Here is a 25,436-nt window from a genome sequence, read left to right as displayed (position 1 = left end):
CGTTTCACTTATGACCGTGACGGAGACGGAGACAGCGGACGAAGCAGTCGAACCGGAAGCGTGCGCCGGCCGTGGTCGGCTGCCCCACCCCAGGCCCGACGGCCAGGACCGGTACACCATCAGCGAGGTCGCCGCGATCTGCGGGCTGAGCGCGCACACGCTGCGCTGGTACGAGCGGATCGGGCTGATGCCGCACGTGGACAGGTCGCACACGGGGCAGCGGCGCTTCACCAACAAGGACCTCGGATGGCTCGACCTGGTCGCCAAGCTGCGGCTCACGGGCATGCCGGTCGCGGACATGGTGCGCTACGCCGAGCTCGTACGGGCCGGTGAGCACACCTTCCCCGAGCGGTACGACCTGCTGGTGGCCACGCGTGAGGACGTACTGCGCCGCGTCGCCGAGCTTCAGGAGACCCTCGCGGTCCTCGATTACAAGATCGGCATCTACTCCGACGCCCGACGGGCGCCGGAACCTGCCTGAGAGGGGCTGCATTGACTTCGAATCCGGGTGACAGCGAGAAGATCGCGACGACACGGCTCGGCGCGAACGGTCCCGAAGTGGGCGTGCAGGGCCTCGGCTGCATGGGCATGAGCTGGGCCTACGGGCCCACCGACGATCCGGACGAGGCGAGGGCCACGCTGGAGCGCGCGCTCGAACTGGGCGTCACCCTCTACGACACGGCCAACGTCTACGGCCGGGAGGAAGGCGACAACGAAGAGTTCATCGCGCCCTTCATCCAGTCGCACCGGGACGAGGTCGTCCTCGCGACGAAGTACGCGCTGACACGCGAGCCCGACGAGCCCCGCAAGCGGAGCATCCGCAACGACCCGCCGTACATCAGGCGCTGCGCCGAGGACAGTCTGCGGCGGCTCGGCGTCGAGACGATCGACCTGTACTACATGCACCGGCGGGACGTGAGCGTGCCGCTGGAGGAGTCCGTCGGCGCCATGGCCGAGCTCGTGCAGGAGGGCAAGGTCAGGTACCTCGGGCTGAGCGAGGTGACGGCCGCGGAGCTGCGCACGGCACAGGACGTGCACCCCATCACGGCGGTGCAGTCCGAGTGGTCGCTCTTCAGCCGTGATGTCGAGGACGGCGTGGTGGAGGCGGCCCGTGAACTGGGCGTCGCCTTCGTGCCGTACTCACCCCTCGGGCGGGGCTTCCTCACGGGGTCCTTCGTGAACGCCGAGACGGAGCTCACGAGCGACGACTTCCGTAAGACGCAGCCCCGTTTCACCGGCGGCAACGCGAGCGCGAACGCGGCTCTGCTCGAACCCGTGCGGAAAATCGCCGAGTTGCGCGGCGCCACCCCGGGACAGATCGCGCTGGCATGGGTGCAGCAGCAGGCCGCCCTGCGCGGGATCCCGGTCGTCCCCATCCCCGGCACCCGCAGGCGGAGCCGGGTCGAGGAGAACGCCGCGGCCACCCGCATCGAACTCTCGGAGGAGGAACTGGCGTTGCTGGAGCCCATCGCGGGTCGGGTCGCCGGGGACCGCTACGCGGACATGTCGTTCACCTCCGCCGGGCGGGAATGACGGACGACGGGCGGGAATGACGGACGACGGGCGGGAATGACGGACGACGGCGCGGAGGCGGCCCGGCCCCCGGAAGGGTCCGGCGCCTCCGCGCCGTCGCCGTGGCCCCGCCGCGCATCACGGTGTGAGGCCACTCGCGCAGGAGTTGGGCGCTGTGCGCTCCGGCGACGAGCACTCCACCTCCTCGTACGAACCGAGTGTGATCGCGGCGAAGTTGGCCAGCGAGTCGGTGCCCGGGGCGAGGTAGCCGGTGTGGCCGTCGGCCCGCGCGGAGGAGACGACGCGCGCGCCGAAGCTCTCCGACGCCGGGTCCGCACCGTGCCCGAGGCCGAGGACCTCCACGTTCGGCACCCTGCCGATCCAGTCACCGGCGTCGCGGGCCGCCCAGACCCGCAGGGGAGTGCCGAGTTCCCGGACGGAGCGGGCGTGCATTCCGGGCGAGCCGAAGACGATCAGGTCGGAGGCCTCGCGCCGCGTCAGGTGCCCGGCGGCCCTCCCGCACACCACGGAGCCGTAGCTGTGGCAGAGCACCGTGGGTGCGGGAGCTCCCGTGCGGGCGAGCCCTCGAAGGAAGCGCTCCAGCCGGGGAGCGCCGGCGGCGGCGAGGCGGCCCGTCGCCGCGTCCGGACCCAGCCCGACGGGTGTCGTGTAGCCGGACCAGGCGATGACGGCCGTGCGGGTGCCGGGTTCCACGGCCGCCATGCGGACGCGCAGAGAAGCGGCCATGCCCGCCGGAGTCCCGTATCTGTTGGGGCCGCTGCTGTCGTACGTGGCCAGGTCGATGTCCGATCCCGGCACGAAGACGGCGGCGCGGTCCGCTCCTTCCAGGTCGCCGTACACCTCCGCGACCTGGCCGCGGCCCCGCGGGTCGAAGGCGAGGATCTGGCGGTCCCGGCCGAGGAGCCGGGCGTACCGGTCGGCCTTCGCCCGCGCGAGCTGCCGGTCCTGCGGCGTACGGGAGGGATCGGCGGCGCGTCCACCTTCACGCGCGCTCGGCGCGCAGGGCACGGCGGTTGGCCGCGTACCGCAGCGCCGTCGGCGCACCGTCGAGGTTGCCGGTCATCAGCGGGTGCCGGTGGACGAGGGCTTCCCGCTCCCGCGGTGTCAGCCCTGCGAAGAACGCGGCGATCCGGGCCGGCCGCGCCGCCGGGTCGGGGAGGGGGCGGCCGAGGGTGTGTTCGTCCGCGCGCCAGGACTCCGCCCCCGGAGGCGGGCCGGTGACGGCCTTCTGCGTCGATCCGGCCGCCCACCCGGCGGTGGCCGCGACGACGGTGACCGTGAGTGCGGCCGCGGTCAGTGCCCGCTTCGGACGGCGCTTCATCCCCGTGCTCCCTCCGCCGGCCGCCGGAGGGACCGGTGGCCTGTCGGGAGGAGAGTCGGACGGGCGTGCGCGGCCTCACGTCACACCGGGGAGCCAACTCCCGTGTGATACCGGGGTATCGGCATGCCCTCCGGGAGGAGGAGACGGGCCGCAGGAGGGCTCAGCCCTCGCCCGGGGAGATCAGGCCCGATTCGTAAGCGAAGATCACGGCCTGCGCGCGGTCACGCAGCTGAAGTTTCGTGAAGATCCGGCTCACGTGTGTCTTCACGGTCTGTTCGGCCAGCACGAGGGCGCCGGCGATCTCGCCGTTGGACCGGCCACGGGCCAGGAGCTCCAGCACCTCTGTCTCACGGCCCGTCAGCCCGTTGAGCCGGAGGCCGCGCGACGCCGGCGGCGCGGGCCGCTGCCTGGCGAAGTCGGCGATGAGCCGCCGGGTGACCGAGGGGGCCAGCAGCGCCTCGCCCTCGGCCACGATCCGCACGGCCGCGATGAGATCGGCGGGCGGTGCGTCCTTGAGCAGGAATCCGCTGGCTCCGGCGCGCAGGGCCTCGTAGACGTAGTCGTCCACGTCGAAGGTGGTCAGCATCAGCACTTTGGGACGGTGAGCCTTTCCGTCGCCCCTGCCGGTGCGGGCCCGGGTGCCGTCGTCCGTTCCGAGCAGCTGCCTGGCGGCCTCCAGCCCGTCCGTCTCCGGCATGCGCACGTCCATGAGGACCACGTCGGGGTACGTGCGCCGGCACAGTTCGACGCCCTGCGCCCCGTCCGCGGCCTCGCCCACCACGTCGATGTCGGACTGCGCGGCGAGGAGCGCGGCGAAGCCCGCACGCACCATGGCCTGGTCGTCGACGATGATCACGCGGGTCGTCATGAGGGCTCGGGGTCCTTCCCGGTCGGTTGCGCGGGGAGCAGCGGTATGCGGGCGGCGACACGGAAGCCGCCGTCGGGGAGGTGCCCGGTGTCGAGCGAACCGCCGATGAGCCGGACGCGTTCGCGCATGCCCACCAGGCCGTGTCCGGTGCCGGCGGTCTCCAGGGGCGGGCCCGCGGAGCCGGCCGCGGGGCCGTTGACGACCAGGACCGTCAGACGGGCGGACGCGGAGTCGCGGCTGCCCCCGGCGCGCCTGCCGCCCCTCCGGCCGTCCCCGTCGCGACCGCCGTCCCCGCCGCTCGTGCTCCCGCCCCCGCCGGTCACCGATACGCGGGCGGTGGCGCCCGGCGCATGCCGTACGACGTTGGCGAGCGCCTCCTGCACGATCCGGTACACGGAGAGCTGCACCGCCTGCGGCACCCCGGACAGCCCTTCCTCCACGGACAGTTCGGTGGGCACGCCCGCCCGTACGGTCGCCTCCGCCAGCTGACCGATCCTGTCCAGGCCCGGCTGCGGTGCCCGCTCGCCGTGGGACTCCTCGCTGCGCAGCACACCGAGCAGCCGCCGCATCTCCGTCAGCGACTCGCGGGCCGTCTCGGCGATGGAGCCGAACTCCTCCCGCGCCTGCGGCGGCAGCCCGCTCAGCCGGTACGGCGCGCTGTCGGCCTGCACGGTGATGACGGACATGTGGTGTGCCACGACATCGTGCAGCTCACGCGCGATACGGGCCCGCTCCTCAAGCAGTGTGCGGCGGGCGCGCTCGGCCTCGCTGATCGTCTCCTGCTCCGCGAGGCGACGCTGCGCGTCCCCCCGCTCGCGTACCGCGCCGCCGAGCAGCAGCACGATGCCACTGAGCACCGTCATCAGCACGTTCGTTCCGTCGCTGCGCTCCGGCGCGAGGAAGCCGAGCGTCAGCGAGAGCACGAGGGTGACCGACCAGACGGCGATCAGCGTGCGGCGCCGCTCGCGCAGCGAAAGGGCCAGGCACAGCACCAGGTAGCCGATGATCTGCGCGGGCGGCCACGGCCACGAGTTCTCCACGGGCGGGGTGAACAGCAGCAGCACGGCGCCGACGGTGTCCGCGACGATCACGATCCACCAGGCCTGGAGCGGCCGCGTGACGGCCAGGAGCAGGGGTGCGGACTGCGCGAGGGCCAGCGAGACGGCCGCAGGGCCCGGCAGCCCGTGCTCCTGTGGCAGCACATCGGAGGTGACCGGGATCAGCACGGCCACCAGTCCGAGAATGAGCACGTACGCCCAGCGCCGTCCCCAGCGCCGGGACCCGGGGCCGGGCGGACGCGCGTCCGCACCCGCGGGCGTGGTCAGGGCCTCCCAGAGCAGGTGCAGCCCGCGTTCGGCTGCCTGCGCGGGCACGGAGAGCGGCTTCGCCGGACCGCGTGACGGCTCGTGTGACGGCTCGCGCGACGGCTCGTGTGACGGCTCGTGGGGCCGCCCGCGTGGCGTTTCACGGGATCGCCCGCGTGACGGCTCGCCGGGCGGGGAGCCCGGGTGTCCCGGAGCGTCTGAGGCGTTCATCGCGCGGCCAGGGTATGCGGCGGTCACGGGCCCGCACGTCATACGTGGGTACCGGGTGCACCCCTACGTCAGTAGGGCATGGTTCCCGCTGCAGCAGGGCACCGCTCCCGCCGCGACGGCGGGGCGCGGTCCTCCGCTCCCGTCGGCGCAGCGGCACCTCGGCCCCGCCCGTCCGTGCACGGCCCCCGTGGCCGAGGTGCCACAACCGGCCGCCGCACGCTCACAGTTCGGCGAGCAGGTCGGCCTTCTTCTTCGCGAACTCGTCCTCCGTCACGAGCCCGGCCTCGTGGAGTTCCCCGAGGTGCCGTATGCGCTCGGCGATGTCCGCCGGATCGGCGCGCCCGGCGGAGTGCCCGGACCGGGACGGACGTGACGGCGGTGAGGTCTCGGGAAGCGCGGCCGGCTGGGCCGCCCGGACGGCCTCCAGCACCGAGGCGGCGAACGGCAGCGACTCGTGCACCAGCCCGTAGCCGATGCCGAAGACCACCGACGCCGGGTCCTTGTCGGGTTCCTGGTTCTCCGGAGGCCTCCCGCCCCGCGGGGTCACACGCAGGTGGCCGCTCGCGATCTCCGGCGAACGCCATTCGACGTCCTCCAGTTCGCTCACCTGGAAGCTCTGGTCGCCCGCCTTCCACTTGCTGGAGGAGGCACCGGTCCAGAACCAGCGGAAGAAGACGGTGCTGCCGTCGAAGGACGCCTTGCCGTCGTACGCCTTGAAGCTGTGCGGAGGCTCGGGGGCGGCGACGAGATGGTGCTCGGCGGGCTTGTCGGCGTCCGCGCCCAGGACCGCGCGCAGCTCGGTGGCGTAGTAGTCGGCGAGCGTCTCGCGCTCGGCGGGCAGCACCAGGCGGTAGGGGTCGCAGCCGTCCTTGAGCTGGCCGGCGGCGGCCTCGATCAGCGGGTCGGCGCCCGTGCGGGGCTGTGCGCGCAGTACAACGGTGCCGCGTTTGCCGCCCGGGCCGAGCTCGACGCTGCTCAGTGCCTCGTACGGGACGCGCCGCTCTCCGAGTACGTGGAAGAGCTTCGGTGTGCGGATCCCCCGTTCGAAGCGGATGAGCACGGAGTCGGCTTCGAACTCCCAGGCGGAGTGAATTCCAGCCAGTACGTCACCCATGCGGCCCATCGTATGCGCGAGGCGCCCGCTCGTCCCCCTCCTCGACGCTACGCGCGTAATGGGCCGCATTTCCGGGGCATATGCGTGCCCGTGCGAGGAATGAACCCGCCGTCAGGCGGTCTTGGTGGGCGTCCCGACGCAGCCGGGGTCGCTTGTGGCGCAGCTGATCGTCCCGTACGAACCTGTCGCGATCTCCGCGAAGTTGGCCAGGCTTCCGGTGCCGGGAACGTAGTAGCCGGTGTGCCCGTACGCGCCGTCGGCGGAGAGCCTGCGCGCACCGAATCCGGGGGAGACGGGGTCGGCCCCGTGACCGAGGCCGCCGACCTCCATGTGGGGCACGTCGGCGATCCAGTCGTCCTTGTCGCGGACGGCCCAGATGTTGGCGTCGGTGCCGAGGTCGTCGGCGTGGTCCACGCGCATGCCCGGGCTGCCGGAGACGGCGATGTCGGTGACGCGCGGCGGCAGCCTGTCCGCCGCGTCCCCGCACACGACCGAGCCGTAGCTGTGGCAGAACAGGGCGATGTGCGGGTTGCGCAGGCTCTGCACGAAGTCGGTGAGCCGCTGCGCCCCCTCCTCGGCGAGGTTGCCGGAGGCGGCCTCGACGCCGAGGCCGGTCGGTGCGGTGTAGTCGGCCCAGGCGATGGTCGCGGTGGAGGCACCCGGCGCCGCGGCGTGCTGCCGCTCCTGAAGGGCGCGCGCCATGCCGGAGGGCGCGGAGTAGGGGCGGTCGGTCTTCTCGAACGTCAGAAGGCTGGTGTCGACGCCCGGGACGACGACCGACACCCGCCGCGCCCGGTCCAGATCGCCGAAGACCTCCGCCGCGCGGCCGCCGCCCGTCGGGTCGAAGGCGAGGATCCGGCGCCCGGGCTCGAGCATGGACTCGAAGCGCTCCATGCGGTGGCTCGCGGTCTGGCGTCCGTCGTCGGTCAGCCGCTGGTCGTGCATGCGTTCGCGTTCCACGTCCCGGGCCTCGGTCAGCGCCTTGTGGTTCGCGTCGTAGCGCAGCTGAAGTGGAGCGCCGCCCAGGTTCCCCACGACGAGCGGATAGCGGTCTGCCAGGCGCTCCTGCTGACCGGCGGTGAGTGAACGGAAGAACCGGGCGACCGCTCCGGGCTTCTCGTCCGGGTCGGGCAGCGGGCGGCCCGCCACGGAGCCCTTCTCCCAGGCCAGCAGGCTCGCGGCGTACGGACCGGGCGTCCCCTCGTGCTCACGGATCGCCGTCCATCCGGTCGTCGCCAGCAGAACCAGCACCACGGCCAGTGTGAGCACCGTGCGCCAGAAGGCCGTGCCCGGGGCTCCCACGGAAGGGAGGCCTGATCCGGACAGGGGGTTGCTGAGGGCCTGGAAGGAATTCACTGGGCAGCAACCCTAGGAGACGGGGTCGGGTGCTCGTGTGCGCCGTGACCCATCTCACGTTTCGGCATGCCTGATTGGGTCAGTTTCGGGCGGGCCTGTGGCTGTCGTGATCTTGCGGGGCGTACGCGGAGGTTCCCGCGGGTGCACTGCCACCGGCCGGCCGCGAACCCGCTTGAGGCGCAGATCAGTTGGAGGAGGCCGCGCCCGGCGCTTCGGGGGGTGACGTCCGGGGTGCGCGCGGCGGACGGCCGGGGCGGCCCCAGTCCTCGGAGAGGGCGGGGCCCAACTGGTCCACGTACGACTCGACCATGTGCTGGGCCGCGGCCACGGTGATGTCCCCGCCGAAGCTCCAGCGGCGGAAGGCGGCGCGCATCACACCGGAGAACGCCGCCACGAGCACCCTCGGTCTGGCGTCGCCGTCCGGATCCACGCCCTCGCGCCGCGCGATCTCGGCGGCGAGCCGTTCCTCCATCTCCACGGCGTGACGGAGTTCGACGGCCACGAGGGAGGGCGTGGTCTCGATGATCTGCCACATCCTCATGTACAGCGACATGGGCACGATCTCCTCGATGGCCTCGCCGATGCTCTCCCACGTCTCGTCCAGAGTGCTGCGCAGCACCTCCACCGGGGATTCGTCCCCGGGCGGCCGCGTGCGTACGGCCTCCACGTACCGCTCCGAGACGAGCGCCTGGAGGAAGAAGGCCACTTCCTCCTTGCTGGTGAAGTAGCGGAAGAAGGTGCGCTGGGAGACGTCGACGGTGGCGACGATCTCGTCGACGGTGGTCTCCTCGTACCCCTTCGCGACGAAGAGCTCGCAGGCGGCGCGGACGAGCGAGTCCCGGGTGCGCTGCTTCTTCCGCTCACGCAGACCGGTCACTTCGGCCACCTCCCAGTGGTTCGCCGCCGATCCTCCAGCGGCACGGCATGTACGGACCGGACGCTGCCGCGGCCGGCGCCGAGGACGTGGCTCTCCGGACGTGGCTCTCCGTCTCCGGCCGGGTCACGGGTTCCCTGCCGGATGTGAGCAGCCTGACATCTACAGACGAATAGTTTTGTTTGTCAATTGTCAGCGACTGTCATTAGCCTCGCATCATGAGCTCCCAGACCAGCACAGCCACGGGCCGGGCCGCGGAACCGCCCGGTCCGCGAGAACCAGGCATACCAGGCGCAGCGGGCGCACCGGAACCTCGATCGGGTGTCCGCGGCCACCCGTGGCTGACCCTCGTGACCGTTGCCGTCGGCATCACGATGGTCGCCCTCGACGGGACGATCGTCGCCATCGCCAACCCGGCCATCCAGAAGGACCTCGGAGCTTCGCTGGCGGACGTCCAGTGGATCACGAACGGATATCTGCTGGCGCTCGCCGTCGCCCTGATCACCGCGGGCAAGCTGGGTGACAGGTTCGGTCACAGGCAGACCTTCCTGATCGGCGTCGTCGGTTTCGCCGCGGCCTCCGGAGCGATCGGCCTCGGCGGCAGCGTCTCGCTCGTCGTTGCCTTCCGCGTGCTGCAGGGGCTCTTCGGGGCGCTGCTGATGCCGGCGGCGCTGGGCCTGCTGCGCGCCTCCTTCCCCGCCGAGAAGCTGAACGCCGCCATCGGCGTCTGGGGTGCGGTCATCGGCGCCTCGACCGCGGCGGGGCCCATCGTCGGCGGCGTCCTCGTCGAGAAGGTCAACTGGGAGTCGGTCTTCTTCATCAACATCCCGGTCGGCCTCGCCGCACTACTCATGGGGCTGTTCATCCTCCGCGACCACCGCGCGGAGAAGGCGCCGCGCTCCTTCGACATCCCGGGCATCGTGCTGCTGTCCGGCGCGATGTTCTGCCTGATCTGGGCGTTGATCAAGGCTCCGGACTGGGGCTGGGGCGACGCGTCCACGCTGGGCTTCCTGGGCGGTTCTCTCGTCGCGTTCCTCGTCTTCGGACTCTGGGAGTCGAAGGCGAAGGAACCGCTGGTTCCGCTGAGCATGTTCCGCTCGGTCCCGCTGACGGCCGGGACGGTACTGATGGTGCTGATGGCCTTCGGATTCATGGGCGGCATCTTCTTCGTCACCTTCTACCTCCAGAACGTGCACGGGATGTCGCCCGTGGACAGCGGGATCCGGCTGCTGCCGCTCACGGCGATGATGATCGTCGCCTCGCCCCTGGCGGGCGGGCTCATCTCCAAGGTCGGGCCGCGCGGTCCCCTCGTCGGCGCCATGCTGATCGCCGCGATCGCCATGTTCGGTCTCTCGACGCTGGACGCGGACAGCGGTGCGGCCGTCACCTCCCTGTGGTTCGCGCTGCTGGGCCTCGGCCTCGCCCCGGTGATGGTCGGTGCCACCGACGTCATCGTGGGGAACGCGCCGCTGGAGCACTCCGGCGTCGCGGGCGGGCTCCAGCAAGCGGCGATGCAGGTGGGCGGAAGCCTCGGCACCGCGGTGCTGGGCGTCGTCATGGCCACCCGGGTCGACGACGCACTGCCGGAGAAGTGGGCGGACGCCAAGCTGCCGCCGCTGCCGCCCGGGCAGGAGGACAAGCTCGAAGGGGCCGCCGAGGTCGGCGTGGCGCCCCCGGCGCCGGCGGGCACCCCCGCGCAGATCGCCGAGGCGATGAAGGAAGTCGTGCACGACTCGTTCATCTCGGGGATGGGGCTGGCCTTCACGTGCGCCGGCGTCGTGGCCGTGTTCGCCGCGGGGGTCGCCTTCTTCACCAAGCGCGGCTCCAACGACGCGGGGCCCTCCGTGCACGTGTGACGGGGGCGGCTTGGACGGCGAGGGAGTTGTGGACCTCGGGGCCTCAACCTCGCGCGTGGGCTCGGTTGTGAGCTTCGGGCTGTGACCTTCGGGTTGTGAGCTTCGAAGCGTGAACTTCGGGCCGTGAACTTCGGGGCGGGACGGTGGCCGGCCGTTCCGCCCCGAGACGTATCCGCACCTGGCACATGGCGCTTGTGGATAACTCCGCCACTGATCCCGGTGAAGCGAGCGGCTATCTCTTGGCCTCGCCCTGGCACCCGTACATGCTGGTCACGACGCCGGGCGAGCGGAGCCCGGCCCGGTACGGGGGAGTGATCGGAGTGCGGGGACGCGGGCGAGGTATGTCCGGACGGGACGAGGCCGGACCGGCGGCGTCCGGGCCGGGAGCAGCGGGGCCGGCAGCATCGGGACGGGCGGTGCAGGAGCCGGGTGCATCGGGCCGCGGAGGCGGCCGGGGAGCTCTTCCCGGCCGGACCGGCATCCGGGGTGTCGTGGCCGCCGCGCTCGCACTGGGCGCCCTGGCAGCGGGGACCGCAGCCACGCCACCCCGGGCGGTGGCAGGGCCGAGGCTGGGCGACTGCGCGGCGGGGGCGCTCTGTATGTGGCCGGATGCCCCGTTCCGTGGCGAGCGGCGTGAGTACGCGCTGAGCGAGGTCCCCCTCGGGAGCTGTCAGCGGCTTCCCGGGCGTGCGGGTGCGGAGTCGTTCGCCAACCGTACGGGCCGTCCGGTGACCGTCTACGAGAGCGGTGAGTGCGCGGAGACCCGTGATTTCCACACGCACCCTTCCGGCTCATGGACGCCTGAAGGCGCGTACAGGATGCGGGCGTTCAAGGTCTGGAAGCGCTGATGTCCAGTTGTCACGGCGCGGTGGCCCGAGCCGTCACCAGGGCGTGCGTACGGGCCTTGGGTCACGTTCTGCGCGCGGGCGTCCGGCGTCTGCGCCTGCTCGGCAGGTCTCCCGGCGGCCGGCCCGTGTGCCGGGGCGCGGGCCGTGCACAGCGCGACGGCGTGGTACGGCACTGCCGCACCACGCCGTCGCGGTTCGTTCCCGTCGATCCAGGGGCTACGCCTCAGCGCGCGGCTCTAGGCGTCGCCGCCCGCCGCGCCCGGGTCCGCAGCTGCCACGTCCAGCAGCTGGTACCGGTCGAGAGCCTGCTTCAGCGCAGAGCGGTCGATCTTCCCCTCCCGTGCCAGCTCCGTGAGCACGGCAAGCACGATCGACTGCGCGTCGATGTGGAAGAAGCGCCTGGCCGCTCCGCGGGTGTCGGCGAAGCCGAAGCCGTCGGCTCCAAGGGACTGGTAGGTGCCGGGCACCCAGCGGGCGATCTGGTCCGGCACGGACCGCATCCAGTCGGATACGGCCACCTTGGGCCCGTCGGCGTTCTGGAGTTTCCGCGTCACGTACGGGACGCGCTGCTCCTCCTCGGGGTGGAGGAGATTGTGCTCCTCGGCTTCCACCGCCTCGCGGCGCAGTTCGTTCCAGGAAGTCGCCGACCAGATGTCCGCCTTGACGTTCCACTCCTCGGCCAGGATCTTCTGTGCCTCCAGCGCCCACGGCACGGCGACACCCGAGGCGAGGACCTGCGCGGGGATCGTCCCCTTGTCGCCCACGCTGTAGCGGTACAGGCCGCGGACGATGCCCTCGGCGTCCACGTCCTCCGGCTCGGCCGGCTGCTGGATGGGCTCGTTGTAGACGGTGAGGTAGTAGAAGACGTCCTCGCCCTGCGGGTGTTCCGGCGAGGATCCGTACATCCGCTGCAGGCCGTCCTTGACGATGTGCGCGATCTCGAAGCCGAAGGCCGGGTCGTAGGAGACGGCGGCCGGGTTCGTCGACGCCAGCAGCTGGGAGTGGCCGTCGGCGTGCTGCAGACCTTCGCCGGTCAGGGTCGTACGGCCGGCGGTCGCGCCCAGTACGAAGCCCCGCGACATCTGGTCCGCCATCTGCCAGAACTGGTCGCCGGTCCGCTGGAAGCCGAACATCGAGTAGAAGACGTAGATCGGGATGAGCGGCTCGCCGTGCGTGGCATAGGCCGACCCGGCGGCGGTCGCAGCGGCGGTGCAGCCGGCTTCCGTGATGCCGTCGTGGAGCATCTGGCCGGTCGGCGACTCCTTGTACGCCAGCAGCAGTTCACGGTCCACGGACTCGTAGCTCTGCCCCAGCGGGTTGTAGATCTTGGCCGAGGGGAAGAACGAGTCCATTCCGAAGGTGCGGTACTCGTCGGGAGCGATCGGCACGAAACGCTTGCCGATCTCCTTGTCCCGCATCAGGTCCTTCAGCAGCCGCACGAAGGCCATGGTGGTGGCGATCTGCTGCTGGCCGGACCCCTTCTTGACCGCCGCATAGGCCTTGTCGCCGGGGAGCTTGAGCGGCTTGGAGCGGTTCACGCGCGTGGGCACGTATCCGCCCAGCTCCCTGCGGCGGTCGTGCATGTACTGGATCTCTTCCGAGTCCCTGCCCGGGTGGTAGTACGGCGGGGCGCCGGACTCCAGCTCCTTGTCGGGGATCGGCAGGCGCAGCCGGTCGCGGAAGCCCTTCAGATCGTCGATCGTCAGCTTCTTCATCTGGTGCGTGGCGTTGCGGCCCTCGAAGTTCGGTCCCAGCGTCCAGCCCTTGATGGTCTGCGCGAGGATCACCGTGGGCTGGCCCTGGTGCTCCTTGGCCGCCTTGTACGCCGCGTACACCTTGCGGTGGTCGTGGCCGCCGCGTCCCAGGTGCAGGAGCTGGTCGTCGGTCATGTTCTCGGCCATCGCCCGCAGCCGCTGGTCACCACCGAAGAAGTGGTCGCGGATGTAGGCGCCGCTCTCGGTGGCGTACGTCTGGAACTGGCCGTCGGGCGTGGTGTTGAGCTTGTTGACCAGCACACCGTCGCGGTCCTGGGCGAGCAGCGGGTCCCAGGAGCGGTCCCAGACCAGCTTGATCACGTTCCAGCCGGCGCCGCGGAAGTACGACTCCAACTCCTGGATGATCTTCCCGTTGCCGCGCACGGGGCCGTCGAGCCGCTGAAGGTTGCAGTTGATGACGAAGGTGAGGTTGTCCAGCCCCTCTCGGGCCGCCAGAGAGAGCTGCCCCAGCGATTCGGGCTCGTCCATCTCGCCGTCGCCGAGGAAGGCCCACACGTGCGACTTGGAGGTGTCGGCGATGCCGCGCGCCTCCATGTAGCGGTTCATCCTGGCCTGGTAGATCGCGCCGATCGGCCCGAGCCCCATCGAGACCGTGGGGAACTCCCAGAAGTCGGGCATCGACCGCGGGTGCGGATAGCTGGAGAGCCCGTTGGGCGACTTGCTCTTCTCCTGCCGGAAGCCGTCCAGCTGCGCCTCGGAGAGCCTGTCGAGCAGGAACGCGCGGGCATAGATGCCGGGCGAGGCGTGGCCCTGGAAGAAGACCTGGTCGCCGCCGTCCCCCTCGTCCTTGCCGCGGAAGAAGTGATTGAAGCCCACGTCGTAGAGAGAGGCGGAGGAGGCGAAGGTCGCGATGTGCCCGCCGACCCCGATACCGGGCCGCTGTGCGCGGGAGACCATCACCGCGGCGTTCCAGCGGGTCGCGTTGAGGACCTTGCGCTCGATCTCCTCGTTACCGGGGAAGTAGGGCTCGTCCCGCGTGGCGATCGTGTTCACGTAGTCCGTGCTGCGCATCTCCGGTACGGCGACGCGCTTCTCGCGCGCCCGCTCGATAAGCCGGAGCATGAGATAGCGGGCCCGTCCCCGTCCGCGCTCGTCGACTGCGGCGTCGAGCGAGTCAAGCCATTCCTGGGTCTCTTCGGGATCGAAGTCCGGGACCTGGCTGGGAAGGCCGCCAATGATGATCGGGTTGCGATCGGATCCGGAAGCCACGCTGTTCCTTCGCTGGTCGTGATCTGTCTGCCATGGTGTCGCGCCGACTCCATCGTCCACTGCCGCTGCGCCCACGTCACCTTTACTGCTGGGTAATCAGTGCTGTCTCATGGGCGCGCGACAGCAACAAGTCGAATGGGGCGGCCGAATTGCCACCCTACGCCCGGCCCGGCTGAGGTGTGCCGCCGCCGGTGCTCCGGGTGCGGAAGCGGCGGAACCGGCACATACGTCACAGGCCGATGTGGCGCGAATCACTGCTCATCGGGCATTGTGGGAGGACACGTCGGCGTTTGGGCGGGATGGATGGTGGGGTACTTGCGCGATCCGGCCCGCCCGTGTGGACTACGGCCATTGCCTCGCGTGCGCGCGGGGCGCAAGGCAGATTCCAGCAAGAGACAGGAGGCAATCCGTGAGCGCGACCGCGGACCACGCGGAGGAGCGGACCAACCCCGCCGCAAGGCTGGGTTTCCAGCCCGGACAGGTGGTCCAGGAGCTCGGGTACGACGACGACGCCGAGCAGGCCCTCCGTGAGGGAATCGAGGCCATCACGGGTACGGAGCTCGTCGACGAGGACCACGACGATGTGGCCGATGCCGTGATGCTGTGGTTCCGCGAGGATGACGGCGACCTGACGGACGCGCTGGTGGACGCCACCACGATGATCGACGCGGGTTCTCCTGTCTGGCTGCTGACCCCCAAGACCGGCCGCGAGGGCTACGTCGAGCCGAGCGAGATCGGTGAGGCGGCGCAGACGGCCGGGCTCGCCCAGACCAGCACCGTCAACGCGGGCAAGGACTGGAGCGGAAGCCGTCTGGTCACGCCCAAGGCCGCTCGCACCGGCAAGCGGTAGCCAGGCCGTGTCCGGCCTCAGGGGCGGCCGCGGGCGCAGCCCGAAGCCGTCCCCGGCAGCGGACCTGACCGGATCCGGGCCCCCGGCAGCCAGGCTGCCGGGGGCCCGGACCCGCTTCGGGGGGCGGAAGTGAAAGACTGCGCCGGCGTCCCGTACGACGGTGACCCGCCTTCCCCGCCAGGCGCCCTGCGGACGCCGCGGGCGGCGCCCGCCGTCTTCCGGGCCGTGATCACGGAACGTCTCCATCGACAGTCATCACGGAAGGGGATCTTGATCCCATGGCAATCGAGGTCGGCACCAAGTCACCGGACTTCACACTGAAGAGTCAGCACGGAGAAGCGGTCTCGCTGTCCGACTTCCGGGGCAAGAAGAACGTCGTTCTGCTCTTCTACCCGTTCGCCTTCACCGGGGTGTGCACGGGCGAGCTGTGCGCGCTGCGTGACGAACTGCCCAAGTTCGTCAACGACGACGTGCAGCTGCTCGCCGTCTCCAACGACTCGCCCTTCGCGCTGCGCGTGTTCGCCGAGCAGGAGGGCCTGGAGTACCCGCTGCTGTCGGACTTCTGGCCGCACGGAGAGGCCTCCCGCGCCTACGGTGTCTTCGACGAGGAGAAGGGCTGCGCCGTGCGCGGCACCTTCGTGATCGACACCGAGGGCGTTGTCCGCTGGAGCGTCGTCAACGCCATCCCGGAGGCGCGTGACCTGAACGAGTACGTCAAGGCGCTGGAAGCCCTCTGAGCCGAGCGCTGGGAGCGTGGGGAACCGCTCACTAGGATCGATTCGTTCATCCGGCAGAACAGAAGCTAACCGCTACAGGCACGGGGCACGGCACGGTGCTCCTTCGAACAGACACCTGGAGGACTCGTGGGAGTCAGCCTCAGCAAGGGCGGCAACGTCTCGCTGACCAAGGAGGCCCCGAACCTGACGGCTGTGATCGTCGGTCTGGGCTGGGATGCCCGTACGACCACGGGGTCGGACTTCGACCTCGACGCCAGCGCTCTGCTCGCGAACAGCGAGGGCAAGGTCGGCAACGACAAGAACTTCGTATTCTTCAACAACCTCAAGAGCCCCGACGGCTCCGTCGAGCACACCGGTGACAACCTCACCGGTGAGGGCGAGGGAGACGACGAGGTCATCAAGGTCAATCTGGCGGGTGTGCCGGCCGACGTCGAGAAGATCGTCTTCCCGGTCTCCATCTACGAGGCCGAGAGCCGTCAGCAGAGCTTCGGTCAGGTCCGCAACGCCTTCATCCGCGTTGTCAACCAGGCCGACAACAACGAGCTGGCGCGCTACGACCTCAGCGAGGACGCCTCAACAGAGACGGCCATGGTCTTCGGCGAGCTCTACAGGCACGGCGCGGAGTGGAAGTTCCGCGCCATCGGCCAGGGTTACGCGTCGGGGCTGCGCGGCATCGCGCAGGACTTCGGGGTCAACGTCTGACGGATCCCGGCAGCCACCGGCGCCGCAGGCTTCCGTGAACAGGAGGTGTGCGGCGTCTGGTGATGTCGGGACACTGGGGGCATCAACACCGGGGAGAGTTCGGGGAGAGGATCAGAACATGGGCGTGACGCTCGCCAAGGGGGGAAATGTCTCCCTCTCGAAGGCCGCACCGAACCTGACGCAGGCCCGTATCGGGCTTGGCTGGAAGGCCCGTTCCACCACCGGAGCCGCCTTCGATCTGGACGCGAGTGCGCTGCTGTGCGCGAACGGCCGGGTGCTCGGCGACGAGTACTTCGTCTTCTACAACAACCTCAAGAGCCCCGACGGCTCCGTCGAGCACACCGGCGACGAACTGGTCGGCGGTTCCGGAAGCGAGGACGACGAGACGGTGCTGGTCGACCTGCCGCTCGTTCCCGCCCAGGTCGACAAGATCGTCTTTCCGGTCTCCATCTACGACGCGGAGCCCCGCCAGCAGACGTTCGGCCAGGTCACCGACGCCTACATCCGAGTCCTGAACCAGGAGGACGGGCAGGAGCTGGCGCGTTACGACCTCACCGAGGACGCCTCCTCGGAAACCGCGATGATCTTCGGGGAGTTGTACCGGCGCGAGGGCGAGTGGAAGTTCCGGGCCGTTGGGCAGGGGTACGCCTCAGGCTTGCGAGGCATCGCTCTAGACTTCGGAGTCAATGTTTCGTAAGCAAAGGTCATTTGTTCGTAAAGCGGATTGGGTAGCCCAGTGCTCTTGAAAACCTTCGGCTGGTCCTTCGGCGTCACGGCCGCGGGACTCGCCCTCGCCGCGTTGCTCTGGGGGTGGCAGGGGTTCGCCGTCGTGGCGATCCTGTCCGTCCTTGAGATCTCACTGTCCTTCGACAACGCGGTCGTCAACGCAGGTGTGCTGAAGAAGCTCAACGCCTTCTGGCAGCGCATCTTCCTGACCATCGGCATCCTCATCGCGGTGTTCGGGATGAGGCTGGTCTTCCCAGTCGTCATCGTGGCCATCAGCGCCAAGATCGGGCCCATCGAAGCCGTCGATCTCGCGCTGGCGGACCCGGACAAGTACCAGCAGCTCGTGACGGACGCCCACCCGGCCATCGCGGCCTTCGGCGGCATGTTCCTGCTGATGATCTTCCTCGACTTCATCTTCGAGGAGCGGGAGTACAAGTGGCTCGCCTGGCTCGAGCGGCCCCTGGCCAAGCTCGGCAAGGTCGACATGCTCTCCGTGTGCATCGCCCTGATCGTGCTGCTGATCTCGGCCATGACCTTCGCGGTCGAGGCGCACCAGCACGGCGGGGCTCACGCGGACAAGTCCGCCACGGTGCTGCTGTCCGGCGTCGCCGGACTCATCACCTACCTGCTGGTGGGCGGTCTCTCCAGCCACTTCGAGAACAAACTGGAGGAAGAGGAGGAACGCGAGCACGAGGCCGAGGAGAAGGCCAAGCAGGAAGGCAAGGACCCGTCGCTGGTCGGACTCGCTGGCAAGGCCGCCTTCTTCATGTTCCTCTACCTCGAAGTTCTCGACGCCTCCTTCTCCTTCGACGGCGTCATCGGCGCCTTCGCCGTCACCAACCACATCTTCTGGATGGCGCTCGGTCTCGGAATCGGCGCGATGTACGTGCGGTCGCTCACGGTCTACCTCGTCCGGCAGGGCACGCTCGACGACTACGTCTACCTGGAGCACGGCGCGCATTACGCGATCGGTGCGCTCGCGGCCATCCTGCTCATCACGATCAAGTACGAGATCAACGAGGTCGTCACCGGTCTGATCGGCGTCGCGCTGATCGCCGCGTCCTTCTGGTCCTCGGTCCGGCGCAACCAGCGGATCGCGCAGTCGCACGACAGCGGCGGCGAGAACGACGAGACCTCGGACGAGGAGGTCGGCTCCAAGGCGTGAGCCCCCTGTGCCCCGGGAAGGTGCGGCGGCTCGCACGTTTCCGGGTGTCACGGCGGCCTGTTTGCGGAACGCTCTAACGGGGCGGCTCCGAGTCCCGACTCGGAGCCGCCCCGAGGCAGTTGGAGTTCGAGTGGGGGTGCGGGATGGTCTCCCTTTGGGAGAACTGGCGCAGCAGCGCCGGAATGCGGCGGCGCGGGCCGAAGTTCGACACGATAGGCGGTCCCTCGACGTACGCCGTCGAGCTGACCAAGCGTCACTCGTCGCTGTCGCTGACCGAACAGGGCGCGGACAACGGCAGTCTGCGGGTGAACCTTTCCTGGCGGATGCGCTCTTCGGACTTCGACGGGAGAGCCGGGCGCCGCGGTTCGCTCCGGAATCCGCTCCAGGCGCTGAAGCCCCAGGTCGTACAGGCGCACACGCAGGGCGTCGTCGACGTCGACCTCGACCTCGCCTGCATGTACGAACTGGCCGACGGCACCAAGGGAGTTGTGCAGCCGCTGGGCAACTTCCTCGGTGACTGGAACTCCCCGCCGTATGTGAAGCTCACCGGCGACGACCGCTTCGGCTCGCCGTCCGGCGAGACGATCTATGTGAATCTCGACCACAAGGACGACATCAAGCGGCTGCTCTTCTTCGTCTACATCTACGACGGCACCCCCGCCTTCGACCGCACGCACGCGATCCTCACGCTCTTCCCGAGCAACGGACCGCGCGTCGAGGTCGGGCTCGACCAGCGGGCTCCGCAGGCGCGTTCGTGCGCGGTGCTGCTCATGCAGCACGAGAAGGACCAGCTGATGGTGCGCCGGCAGGTGCGCTACGTCTACGGATTCCAGTCCGAACTGGACCGGCTCTACGGCTGGGGCATGCAGTGGGGCCGCGGGTACAAGGCCGGCCGGAGCTGATCCGGCGGCGCGAGCCGGCCCGGGCGGGCTGCTGCGGTTTCCTGTCAGCGGTCCTGGAACTGGGGCCCCTGGGGCGGCAGTGCGAAGTCCGGGTCGGGCTGCGGGTAGCCGTATGCCGGCTGCGGATAACCGTACGCGGGCCGGGTCGCCGGCGGCTGCTGGGGCTGCTGCGGGTAGCCGTAGCCATGCGTCGGTGCCGCCGGACCCGGCCCGCCCGCAGCGATGGGCGACGGCGCGGTGGGCGGCGGGCCCGGCGCGGGAGCCGCGAGGGGGAAGTCCTCGGGTTCCGAAGGCTGCGGGCCGGCGGCGAAGGCCGGCACGGTCGCTTCGTCCGGCGTCGGAGCGGACGTCTGGGGCGGGACGGACGGTGCGGACGGCACGGTGGCACCCGGCTGTTCCGGTCCTGCGGCACCCGGCTGTCCCGGTCCTGCGGCACCCGGCTCCGGGCGGGAGCCCTCGCTTTCCTCGACGGTGATCCCGTACTCGGTGGCCAGCCCGATCAGCCCTGTCGCGTAACCCTGGCCCAGCGCGCGGAACTTCCAGCCCGTGCCGCGCCTGTACAGCTCGCCGCAGATCAGCGCCGTCTCGGCGCCCGTCTCAGGCTCGATGTCGAACTTCAGCAGGGGTTCGCCCTCCGCGCCCGGTCCGGCTCCCGCGTACGCCAGCAGCCGCAGCTGCCGCACGTCGCCGAAGGTGCCGCCGTCCGTGGACGCGGCGAGCAGCACGCGGTCCACGTGAGGGGCGAGAGCGCCAGGGTCGACCTCGACCGAGTCGCACCTCCCGTCCTGCTCCTGCGTCTTTCCCAGGTGACTCACCGCGCCTGAAGGGTGCAGCGGCTGGTTGTAGAAGACGAAGTCCTCGTCGGAACCGACGCGTCCGCTCTCGTCCAGCAGCAGCGCGGACACATCGACGTCGGGCACTCCGGCCCCGGAGGACCAGCACAGGACGGCACGAACCGCCACAGTCTCCAGCTGAACGTTCGAGCCCTTCACCATGGCGTGCGTCATGCGCTCATCCTGCCTTCCGCCCGCGCGTCAGGACAACGCGGGAGGCCGGGGTGGCCGGGCGTGCACCCGGTGGTGACGCATTCTTCATCGTCGGATGGAACCAATGGACCCCTCCCGTACGTACGATGAGCGGCTGCTTCTCGCCACCGGACGGCACAGCCGGCGGCGGGACGGGCTGCGCACGGTCGACACGACCGCGTAGGCCACGCCGGATGCCACGCGAAGGGAATCGGGGTCACGCATGCGGCACTTCGGTCAACTCCCGCCTGAGGTGCGGCGAGCGCTGTTCCAGTACGAGCCTGCCGAGTTCACCGCGGACTCGCCGGGCCGTACGCTCGCCGCCGCGCTCGGCGCCACCCTGTACTGCCCGGCGACGCGCACGAGCCTCGCCGCCGACGTGGTCAAGCAGGCCCGTCGCGGCGTGAGGTCCATGGTGCTGTGCCTGGAGGACTCCATAAGCGACGCGGAGGTCGCGGGGGCCGAGGGCAATCTGACCCGGCAGGTGGCGCGACTGGCGGACGCCGGCGCCGGCCTGCCCGAGCGGGACGTCCCCCTGCTGTTCGTACGGGTACGGGAGCCGGAGCAGATCACCGACCTCGTGAAGCGGCTGGGCCCCTCGGCCGGACTGCTCTCGGGGTTCGTGCTGCCCAAGTTCACCGAGGAGAGCGGCATCCCGTTCCTGGAGGCCCTGGCAGAGGCCGAAGCCGTCGCGGGCCGCAGGCTGTTCGCGATGCCGGTGCTCGAGTCCCCGGCGCTGCTGCACCTGGAGACGCGGGCGGCGACGCTGGCCGGAATCGCCCGCGCCGTCGACAAGTACCGGGAACGGGTCCTCGCGCTGCGGCTCGGTGTGACGGACTTCTGCTCCGCCCACGGGCTGCGCCGTACGCCCGAGATGACCGCGTACGACGTCCAGCTCGTCGCGTCCGTCATCGGTGACGTGGTGAATGTGCTGGGCCGCGCGGACGGCAGCGGCTACACGGTCACCGGACCGGTGTGGGAGTACTTCCGGCTCCAGGAGAGGATGTTCAAGCCCCAGCTCAGGCAGAGCATCTTCACCGGGCGCGCGGAGGAGCTGCGCACGGCTCTCATCGACCACGACATGGACGGACTGCTGCGCGAGATCGAACTGGACCGGGCCAACGGTCTGCTCGGCAAGACCTGCATCCATCCCTCGCACGTGCTGCCGGTGCACGCGTTGTCCGTGGTGAGCCTGGAGGAGTACAGCGATGCCACCGACATCCTCCGTCCGGAGCGCAGCGGAGGCGGTGTCGTGCGTTCCGCGTACACGAACAAGATGAACGAGGTGAAGCCGCACCGGGCGTGGGCCGAGCGGACGCTGCTGCGCGCCGAGCTGTTCGGGGTGGCACGCGAGGGCGTCGGTTTCGTCGACTTCCTGGTGGCCGGCGTGCGGGCGGACGGCGAGTCGGCGTGAGAGCGCGGGACGAAGGGATGGGCGACGGGTGAGAGACGCGGTGAGCGGTGCGGTGTGGTCCGGCGAGTGGGTCGCCGAACGACTGGATGTGAGGCTGAGCGGCGACGGGCTGCGGGAGCTGATGGGCCTGGCGCTGCGCCGCAACCCCAAACGTGCGCATCTCCTCGTCTCGCGCGTCCTGGGCAAGCACGTGCCGGAGCGGCCCGGAGCCGTGCGCGGGGTCGGCGTCAAGCTCGGGCGGGAGGTGCGGACCCTGCTCGGCGACGACCTCGCGGACCGTGCCGTGGTGCTCGGCTACGCGGAGACGGCGACGGGGCTCGGGCACTGCGTGGCCGACGGCATCGGCGGCGTCACGTACCTGCACTCGACGCGGCGCGCGGTGCCGGGAGTGGCAACCGCCGGCGGGTTCGAGGAGGAGCACAGCCACGCCACGTCGCATCTGCTGCTCCCGGAGGATCCGGGGCTGCTGAGCGGGGACGGGCCGCTCGTCCTCGTCGACGACGAGTTCTCCACGGGCCGCACCGTGCGCAACACCATCGCGGCGCTGCACCGGCGGCATCCTCGGCAGCGGTACGTAGTGGTGGCGCTGACCGACATGCGCTCGGCGGACGACACGGCCGCACTGGAGAAGTTCGCGGCCGAACTCGGCGCGCGTGTGGACGTGGTGGCGCTGGCACGCGGCCGCGTCTCGCTCCCGCACGACGTGCTGGAGCGCGGGCAGCGCCTCGTGGCGCAGGCAGAGGCGCAGGCGGGGCAGGCGGGGCAGGCGGAGGTGCAGGCACCGGAGGCCCCGCCGGCGGGAGCGGCGTTGTCGGCTGCGCCGGAGGAACCCCCCGCCGGCACGGACCCCGAGTCCGTGGGGCCGGCGAGCCCGCGCGGCGCGAGCCCGGCGGCCCGGGTGGACCTCGGCTGGCCGCCGGGCCTGCCCGACGGCGGACGGCACGGCTTCACCGCCGCCCACCGGGCCCGCCTGGACGCGGCACTGCCCGGTATGGCAGCACGGCTGGCCTCTGCACTGGCAGAGGCGGGCACGCTCCCCGACGCGCCGGAGGCCCCGGGTGACCGTACGGCCCCGCGCGTACTGGTGCTGGGCTGCGAGGAGTTGATGTACGCGCCGCTGCGTCTCGCCGTCGCCCTGGAGGAGCGCCTGGGCCGGGCGGCGGAGGTGCGCTTCTCCACGACGACGCGCTCGCCCGTGCTCGCGCTCGACGACCCGGCCTACGCCGTCCGTACCTGCCTCTCCTTCCCGGCACACGACAGGACGGACGCGGAGACCGGCGCGGACACCGGGACGGACGGCGTCGCCGCTCGCGGGAAGGAGACCGTCGCGGGCCGCGGGACGGAGACCGGCGCCGCTCGCGGGAAGGAGACCGGCGCCGAGGGCCGCCGCGGCGCCGCCGTGCGCTACGCGTACAACGTCGCCCCCGGTGCCGACCCCGGCCGCCGCTTCGACGCCGTCGTCGTCGTGACGGACTCGGCGTCCGACACCGCTGCCCTGCACGGCCCGGGTGGTCTGCTGCACCGGCTGCGGGAGCACACGGACAGCGTGCTGCTCGCGGTGGTCCCCGCCTACCGTCCGCTGCCCGCGCCGCTGCGCGGCCCGCACTTCTCCTCGTACGCGCCCGATGAGGTCGGCTGGCTGCTCCAGGACCTGTCGCGGACGAAGCTGGAGGCCCCGACCGAGGAGCGCGAGGAGGCGATCCAGAGCGGAGGGGCGCACTACGCGGAGTCGCTGCCCGTCGAATACCAGCCGGGCCCGGAGTACGAACGGCTCTTCCACGGCGCGCTGGAGGCCTCCGCGAGCCGCGTCGCGCGCGCGGTCGGCACCGTCACCGAGACGGTGCTGTGCGAACGGGCGTCGCGCGGAACGGGCCGTCCGGTGCTGGTCTCGCTCGCCCGCGCGGGCACACCCGTCGGCGTACTGATGCGGCGCTGGGCGCAGCGGGCCCACGGGCTGGACCTGCCGCACTACGCGGTGTCCATCGTGCGCGGGCGCGGCATCGACGCCAACGCGCTGCGCTGGATCGCCTCGCACCACGACCCCGGCGACGTCGTCTTCGTCGACGGCTGGACGGGCAAGGGCGCCATCACTCGTGAACTCGCCGGAGCTCTCGCGCAGTTCGGGGAGTTCGACCCGGAGATCGCCGTGCTCGCCGACCCCGGCGGCTGTGTCCGCACATACGGCACCCGCGAGGACTTCCTCATTCCGTCCGCCTGCCTCAACTCCACCGTCTCCGGGCTGATTTCGCGCACCGTGCTCCGCGCTGACCTGGTCGGCCCGGACGACTACCACGGCGCCAAGTACTACCGGGAGCTTGCCGGTTCGGACGTCTCGGGCCTCTTCCTGGACCGGATCACGGCCCGCTTCGGCGACGTCGCCGAAGCCGTGGCGGGGGACGCGGCAGCGCTGCGGACCGCCGAGAGGGCCCCGACATGGGCCGGCTGGAGCGCGGTGGAACGCATCAGCCGGGAGTACGGCATCGACGACGTCAACCTCGTCAAGCCGGGAGTCGGCGAGACGACGCGTGTGCTGCTGCGCCGAGTACCGTGGCGGATTCTGACGCGGCGCGGCGCGGGCTCCGACCTGGACCACGTGCGGCTGCTCGCGGGGGAGCGGGGCGTTCCGGTCGAGGAGACGGACGGGCTGCCCTACAGCTGCGTGGGCCTGATCCACCCGCGGTTCACGCGCGGCGCCACCGGCTCCGACGGGAGGGCCGCCGGATGACCGCCCCCTCCCGGCGCGTTACGCCGCCTCTCCCGCTCTTCGCCGGAGACCTCGACCGCACGCTGATCTACTCGTCGGCGGCCCTCGGACTGAGCGTGCCCGACAGCGAGGCTCCGCGGCTGCTGTGCGTCGAGGTGTACGAGGGCAGGCCGCTGTCGTACATGACGGAGACGGCCGCCGGACTGCTGGCGGAACTGACGGAACGGTGCGTCTTCGTGCCCGCCACCACCAGGACCCGCGAACAGTTCCGCCGGGTGCGGCTTCCCGGCGGGCCGGCACGCTACGCGGTGTGCGCCAACGGCGGTCATCTGCTCGTCGACGGTGAGGCGGACCCGGAGTGGAACGCGCGGGTGCGCCACCGCCTCGCCGCCTGTTCCCCGCTCGACGAGGTGCGCGCGCACCTGCACGAGGCGTCCGCGGGCGGCGACTGGGTGCTCAAGCAGCGCGTTGCCGACGAGTTGTTCGCCTATCTCGTCGTCGACCGCGAACGGCTGCCGCAGACGTGGGTGAAGGAGCTGGCCGCCTGGGCGGAGCCCCGCGGCTGGACGGTCTCGCTCCAGGGCCGCAAGATCTACGCCGTGCCGCGCCCCCTGACGAAGGGCGCGGCCGTCGCCGAGGTCGCACGGCGCACCGGGGCGACGCACACCTACGCCGCCGGTGACTCGCTGCTCGACGCCGAGATGCTGACCGCCGCCGGCCGGGGCTGGTTCCCCGGGCACGGGGAACTGGCCGACAGCGGCTGGAGCGCCCCCCGCGTCACGGCGCTGCGCGAGCGCGGCGTCGCGGCGGGGGAGCGGATCGTGCGGGAGATGCGCGAGGCGGCCGGGGCGGTGCGGGAGCAGGGCGCGGCCGGGACGCGGGAGACCTCTGCCGGCTGAGCCCGTGCCGGCGGTCCGTGCCG

The 25,436-nt window shown here is 70.9% G+C and carries 20 protein-coding genes and 1 pseudogene; 13 read left to right on the top strand and 8 right to left on the bottom strand.

Translation table 11 applies throughout. The features are described 5' to 3' along the window. The first annotated feature begins 10 nt into the window (after window positions 1–10). Complete coding sequence (locus EV375_RS07145) at window positions 11–481, top strand: MerR family transcriptional regulator (RefSeq protein WP_130298701.1); 471 nt, start codon at window positions 11–13, stop codon at window positions 479–481. A gap of 11 nt (window positions 482–492) precedes the next feature. After that, entirely contained in the window at window positions 493–1,533 is a 1,041-nt protein-coding gene (locus EV375_RS07140; protein WP_486588338.1) for an aldo/keto reductase, read from the top strand. Between the two features lie 117 nt (window positions 1,534–1,650). Here the strand turns inward: EV375_RS07140 and EV375_RS07135 are convergent. From EV375_RS07135 to EV375_RS07110, 6 genes and pseudogenes are all read right to left on the bottom strand, one after another. Next, a pseudogene (locus EV375_RS07135) lies at window positions 1,651–2,854 on the bottom strand (alpha/beta hydrolase). Between the two features lie 160 nt (window positions 2,855–3,014). Beyond that, complete coding sequence (locus tag EV375_RS07130; protein ID WP_130298700.1) at window positions 3,015–3,722, bottom strand: response regulator transcription factor; 708 nt, start codon at window positions 3,720–3,722, stop codon at window positions 3,015–3,017. Continuing rightward, the gene (locus EV375_RS07125) at window positions 3,719–5,095 is read right to left on the bottom strand and encodes a sensor histidine kinase (RefSeq protein ID WP_130298699.1); all 1,377 of its coding nucleotides are present in this window, start codon (window positions 5,093–5,095) and stop codon (window positions 3,719–3,721) included. The genes EV375_RS07130 and EV375_RS07125 overlap by 4 nt, the downstream gene beginning before the upstream one ends. A gap of 382 nt (window positions 5,096–5,477) precedes the next feature. Continuing rightward, entirely contained in the window at window positions 5,478–6,380 is a 903-nt protein-coding gene (locus EV375_RS07120) for a DUF4429 domain-containing protein (RefSeq protein ID WP_130298698.1), read from the bottom strand. A gap of 102 nt (window positions 6,381–6,482) precedes the next feature. Beyond that, window positions 6,483–7,727, bottom strand: coding sequence for an alpha/beta hydrolase family protein (locus tag EV375_RS07115; protein ID WP_486588337.1), 1,245 nt, complete (start codon window positions 7,725–7,727; stop codon window positions 6,483–6,485). Between the two features lie 184 nt (window positions 7,728–7,911). Next, window positions 7,912–8,604: a TetR family transcriptional regulator gene (locus tag EV375_RS07110; RefSeq protein ID WP_130298697.1), complete on the bottom strand. Its 693-nt coding sequence runs from the start codon at window positions 8,602–8,604 to the stop codon at window positions 7,912–7,914. A 215-nt stretch (window positions 8,605–8,819) separates the two neighbouring features. Between EV375_RS07110 and EV375_RS07105 the strand changes: the two genes are divergently transcribed. Both EV375_RS07105 and EV375_RS07100 read left to right on the top strand, forming a co-directional pair. Further along, window positions 8,820–10,457: an MFS transporter gene (locus EV375_RS07105; protein ID WP_130298696.1), complete on the top strand. Its 1,638-nt coding sequence runs from the start codon at window positions 8,820–8,822 to the stop codon at window positions 10,455–10,457. Between the two features lie 185 nt (window positions 10,458–10,642). After that, the gene (locus EV375_RS07100; RefSeq protein WP_486588336.1) at window positions 10,643–11,305 is read left to right on the top strand and encodes a peptidase inhibitor family I36 protein; all 663 of its coding nucleotides are present in this window, start codon (window positions 10,643–10,645) and stop codon (window positions 11,303–11,305) included. 236 nt (window positions 11,306–11,541) lie between these two features. Here EV375_RS07100 and aceE read toward each other — a convergent pair whose 3' ends face one another. Then, entirely contained in the window at window positions 11,542–14,289 is a 2,748-nt protein-coding gene (aceE, locus tag EV375_RS07095) for a pyruvate dehydrogenase (acetyl-transferring), homodimeric type (protein WP_130298695.1), read from the bottom strand. Between the two features lie 409 nt (window positions 14,290–14,698). Here aceE and EV375_RS07090 point away from each other — a divergent pair, with 409 nt between their 5' ends. The 6 genes from EV375_RS07090 (at window position 14,699) to EV375_RS07065 (ending at window position 19,371) form a co-directional block, all read left to right on the top strand. After that, entirely contained in the window at window positions 14,699–15,139 is a 441-nt protein-coding gene (locus EV375_RS07090; protein WP_028434974.1) for a DUF3052 domain-containing protein, read from the top strand. A gap of 278 nt (window positions 15,140–15,417) precedes the next feature. Further along, a complete protein-coding gene (locus EV375_RS07085; RefSeq protein WP_130298694.1) occupies window positions 15,418–15,876 on the top strand; it encodes a peroxiredoxin in 459 nt (152 codons plus the stop codon). Between the two features lie 126 nt (window positions 15,877–16,002). Then, window positions 16,003–16,578: a TerD family protein gene (locus EV375_RS07080; protein ID WP_055487007.1), complete on the top strand. Its 576-nt coding sequence runs from the start codon at window positions 16,003–16,005 to the stop codon at window positions 16,576–16,578. 118 nt (window positions 16,579–16,696) lie between these two features. Further along, window positions 16,697–17,275 (top strand): TerD family protein, encoded by a 579-nt coding sequence (locus EV375_RS07075; RefSeq protein ID WP_130298693.1) that lies wholly within the window; start codon window positions 16,697–16,699, stop codon window positions 17,273–17,275. 39 nt (window positions 17,276–17,314) lie between these two features. After that, a complete protein-coding gene (locus tag EV375_RS07070; protein WP_130298692.1) occupies window positions 17,315–18,469 on the top strand; it encodes a DUF475 domain-containing protein in 1,155 nt (384 codons plus the stop codon). 143 nt (window positions 18,470–18,612) lie between these two features. Then, entirely contained in the window at window positions 18,613–19,371 is a 759-nt protein-coding gene (locus EV375_RS07065; RefSeq protein ID WP_130298691.1) for a TerD family protein, read from the top strand. A 44-nt stretch (window positions 19,372–19,415) separates the two neighbouring features. Here EV375_RS07065 and EV375_RS07060 read toward each other — a convergent pair whose 3' ends face one another. Beyond that, window positions 19,416–20,378 carry a TerD family protein gene (locus tag EV375_RS07060; RefSeq protein WP_130298690.1) on the bottom strand — a complete coding sequence of 321 codons (963 nt, stop codon included), beginning with the start codon at window positions 20,376–20,378 and terminating at the stop codon, window positions 19,416–19,418. A 241-nt stretch (window positions 20,379–20,619) separates the two neighbouring features. Between EV375_RS07060 and EV375_RS07055 the strand changes: the two genes are divergently transcribed. Genes EV375_RS07055 through EV375_RS07045 form a run of 3 tightly spaced genes read left to right on the top strand, consistent with a single transcriptional unit; the run spans window position 20,620 to window position 25,413 of the window. Next, window positions 20,620–21,810 (top strand): HpcH/HpaI aldolase/citrate lyase family protein, encoded by a 1,191-nt coding sequence (locus EV375_RS07055; RefSeq protein ID WP_130298689.1) that lies wholly within the window; start codon window positions 20,620–20,622, stop codon window positions 21,808–21,810. A gap of 28 nt (window positions 21,811–21,838) precedes the next feature. Then, the gene (locus tag EV375_RS07050) at window positions 21,839–24,535 is read left to right on the top strand and encodes a phosphoribosyltransferase (RefSeq protein WP_486588335.1); all 2,697 of its coding nucleotides are present in this window, start codon (window positions 21,839–21,841) and stop codon (window positions 24,533–24,535) included. Next, window positions 24,532–25,413, top strand: coding sequence for an HAD family hydrolase (locus EV375_RS07045; RefSeq protein WP_130298688.1), 882 nt, complete (start codon window positions 24,532–24,534; stop codon window positions 25,411–25,413). Before EV375_RS07050 ends, EV375_RS07045 begins: the two co-directional genes overlap by 4 nt. Window positions 25,414–25,436: the final 23 nt, after the last annotated feature.

This window comes from Streptomyces sp. CNZ301 (assembly GCF_004217425.1).
This window is presented reverse-complemented; position numbering and strand designations above follow the sequence as displayed.

Excerpts from the sequence above, each read along its gene's own strand:
- EV375_RS07055 (WP_130298689.1), top strand. The coding sequence starts at position 20,620 with ATGCGGCACTTCGGTCAACTCCCGCCTGAGGTGCGGCGAGCGCTGTTC.
- EV375_RS07105 (WP_130298696.1), top strand. The coding sequence starts at position 8,820 with ATGAGCTCCCAGACCAGCACAGCCACGGGCCGGGCCGCGGAACCGCCC.
- EV375_RS07060 (WP_130298690.1), bottom strand. The coding sequence starts at position 20,378 with ATGACGCACGCCATGGTGAAGGGCTCGAACGTTCAGCTGGAGACTGTG.
- EV375_RS07045 (WP_130298688.1), top strand. The coding sequence starts at position 24,532 with ATGACCGCCCCCTCCCGGCGCGTTACGCCGCCTCTCCCGCTCTTCGCC.
- EV375_RS07085 (WP_130298694.1), top strand. The coding sequence starts at position 15,418 with ATGGCAATCGAGGTCGGCACCAAGTCACCGGACTTCACACTGAAGAGT.
- EV375_RS07100 (WP_486588336.1), top strand. The coding sequence starts at position 10,643 with ATGGCGCTTGTGGATAACTCCGCCACTGATCCCGGTGAAGCGAGCGGC.
- EV375_RS07130 (WP_130298700.1), bottom strand. The coding sequence starts at position 3,722 with ATGACGACCCGCGTGATCATCGTCGACGACCAGGCCATGGTGCGTGCG.
- EV375_RS07065 (WP_130298691.1), top strand. The coding sequence starts at position 18,613 with ATGGTCTCCCTTTGGGAGAACTGGCGCAGCAGCGCCGGAATGCGGCGG.
- EV375_RS07075 (WP_130298693.1), top strand. The coding sequence starts at position 16,697 with ATGGGCGTGACGCTCGCCAAGGGGGGAAATGTCTCCCTCTCGAAGGCC.
- EV375_RS07120 (WP_130298698.1), bottom strand. The coding sequence starts at position 6,380 with ATGGGCCGCATGGGTGACGTACTGGCTGGAATTCACTCCGCCTGGGAG.
- EV375_RS07145 (WP_130298701.1), top strand. The coding sequence starts at position 11 with ATGACCGTGACGGAGACGGAGACAGCGGACGAAGCAGTCGAACCGGAA.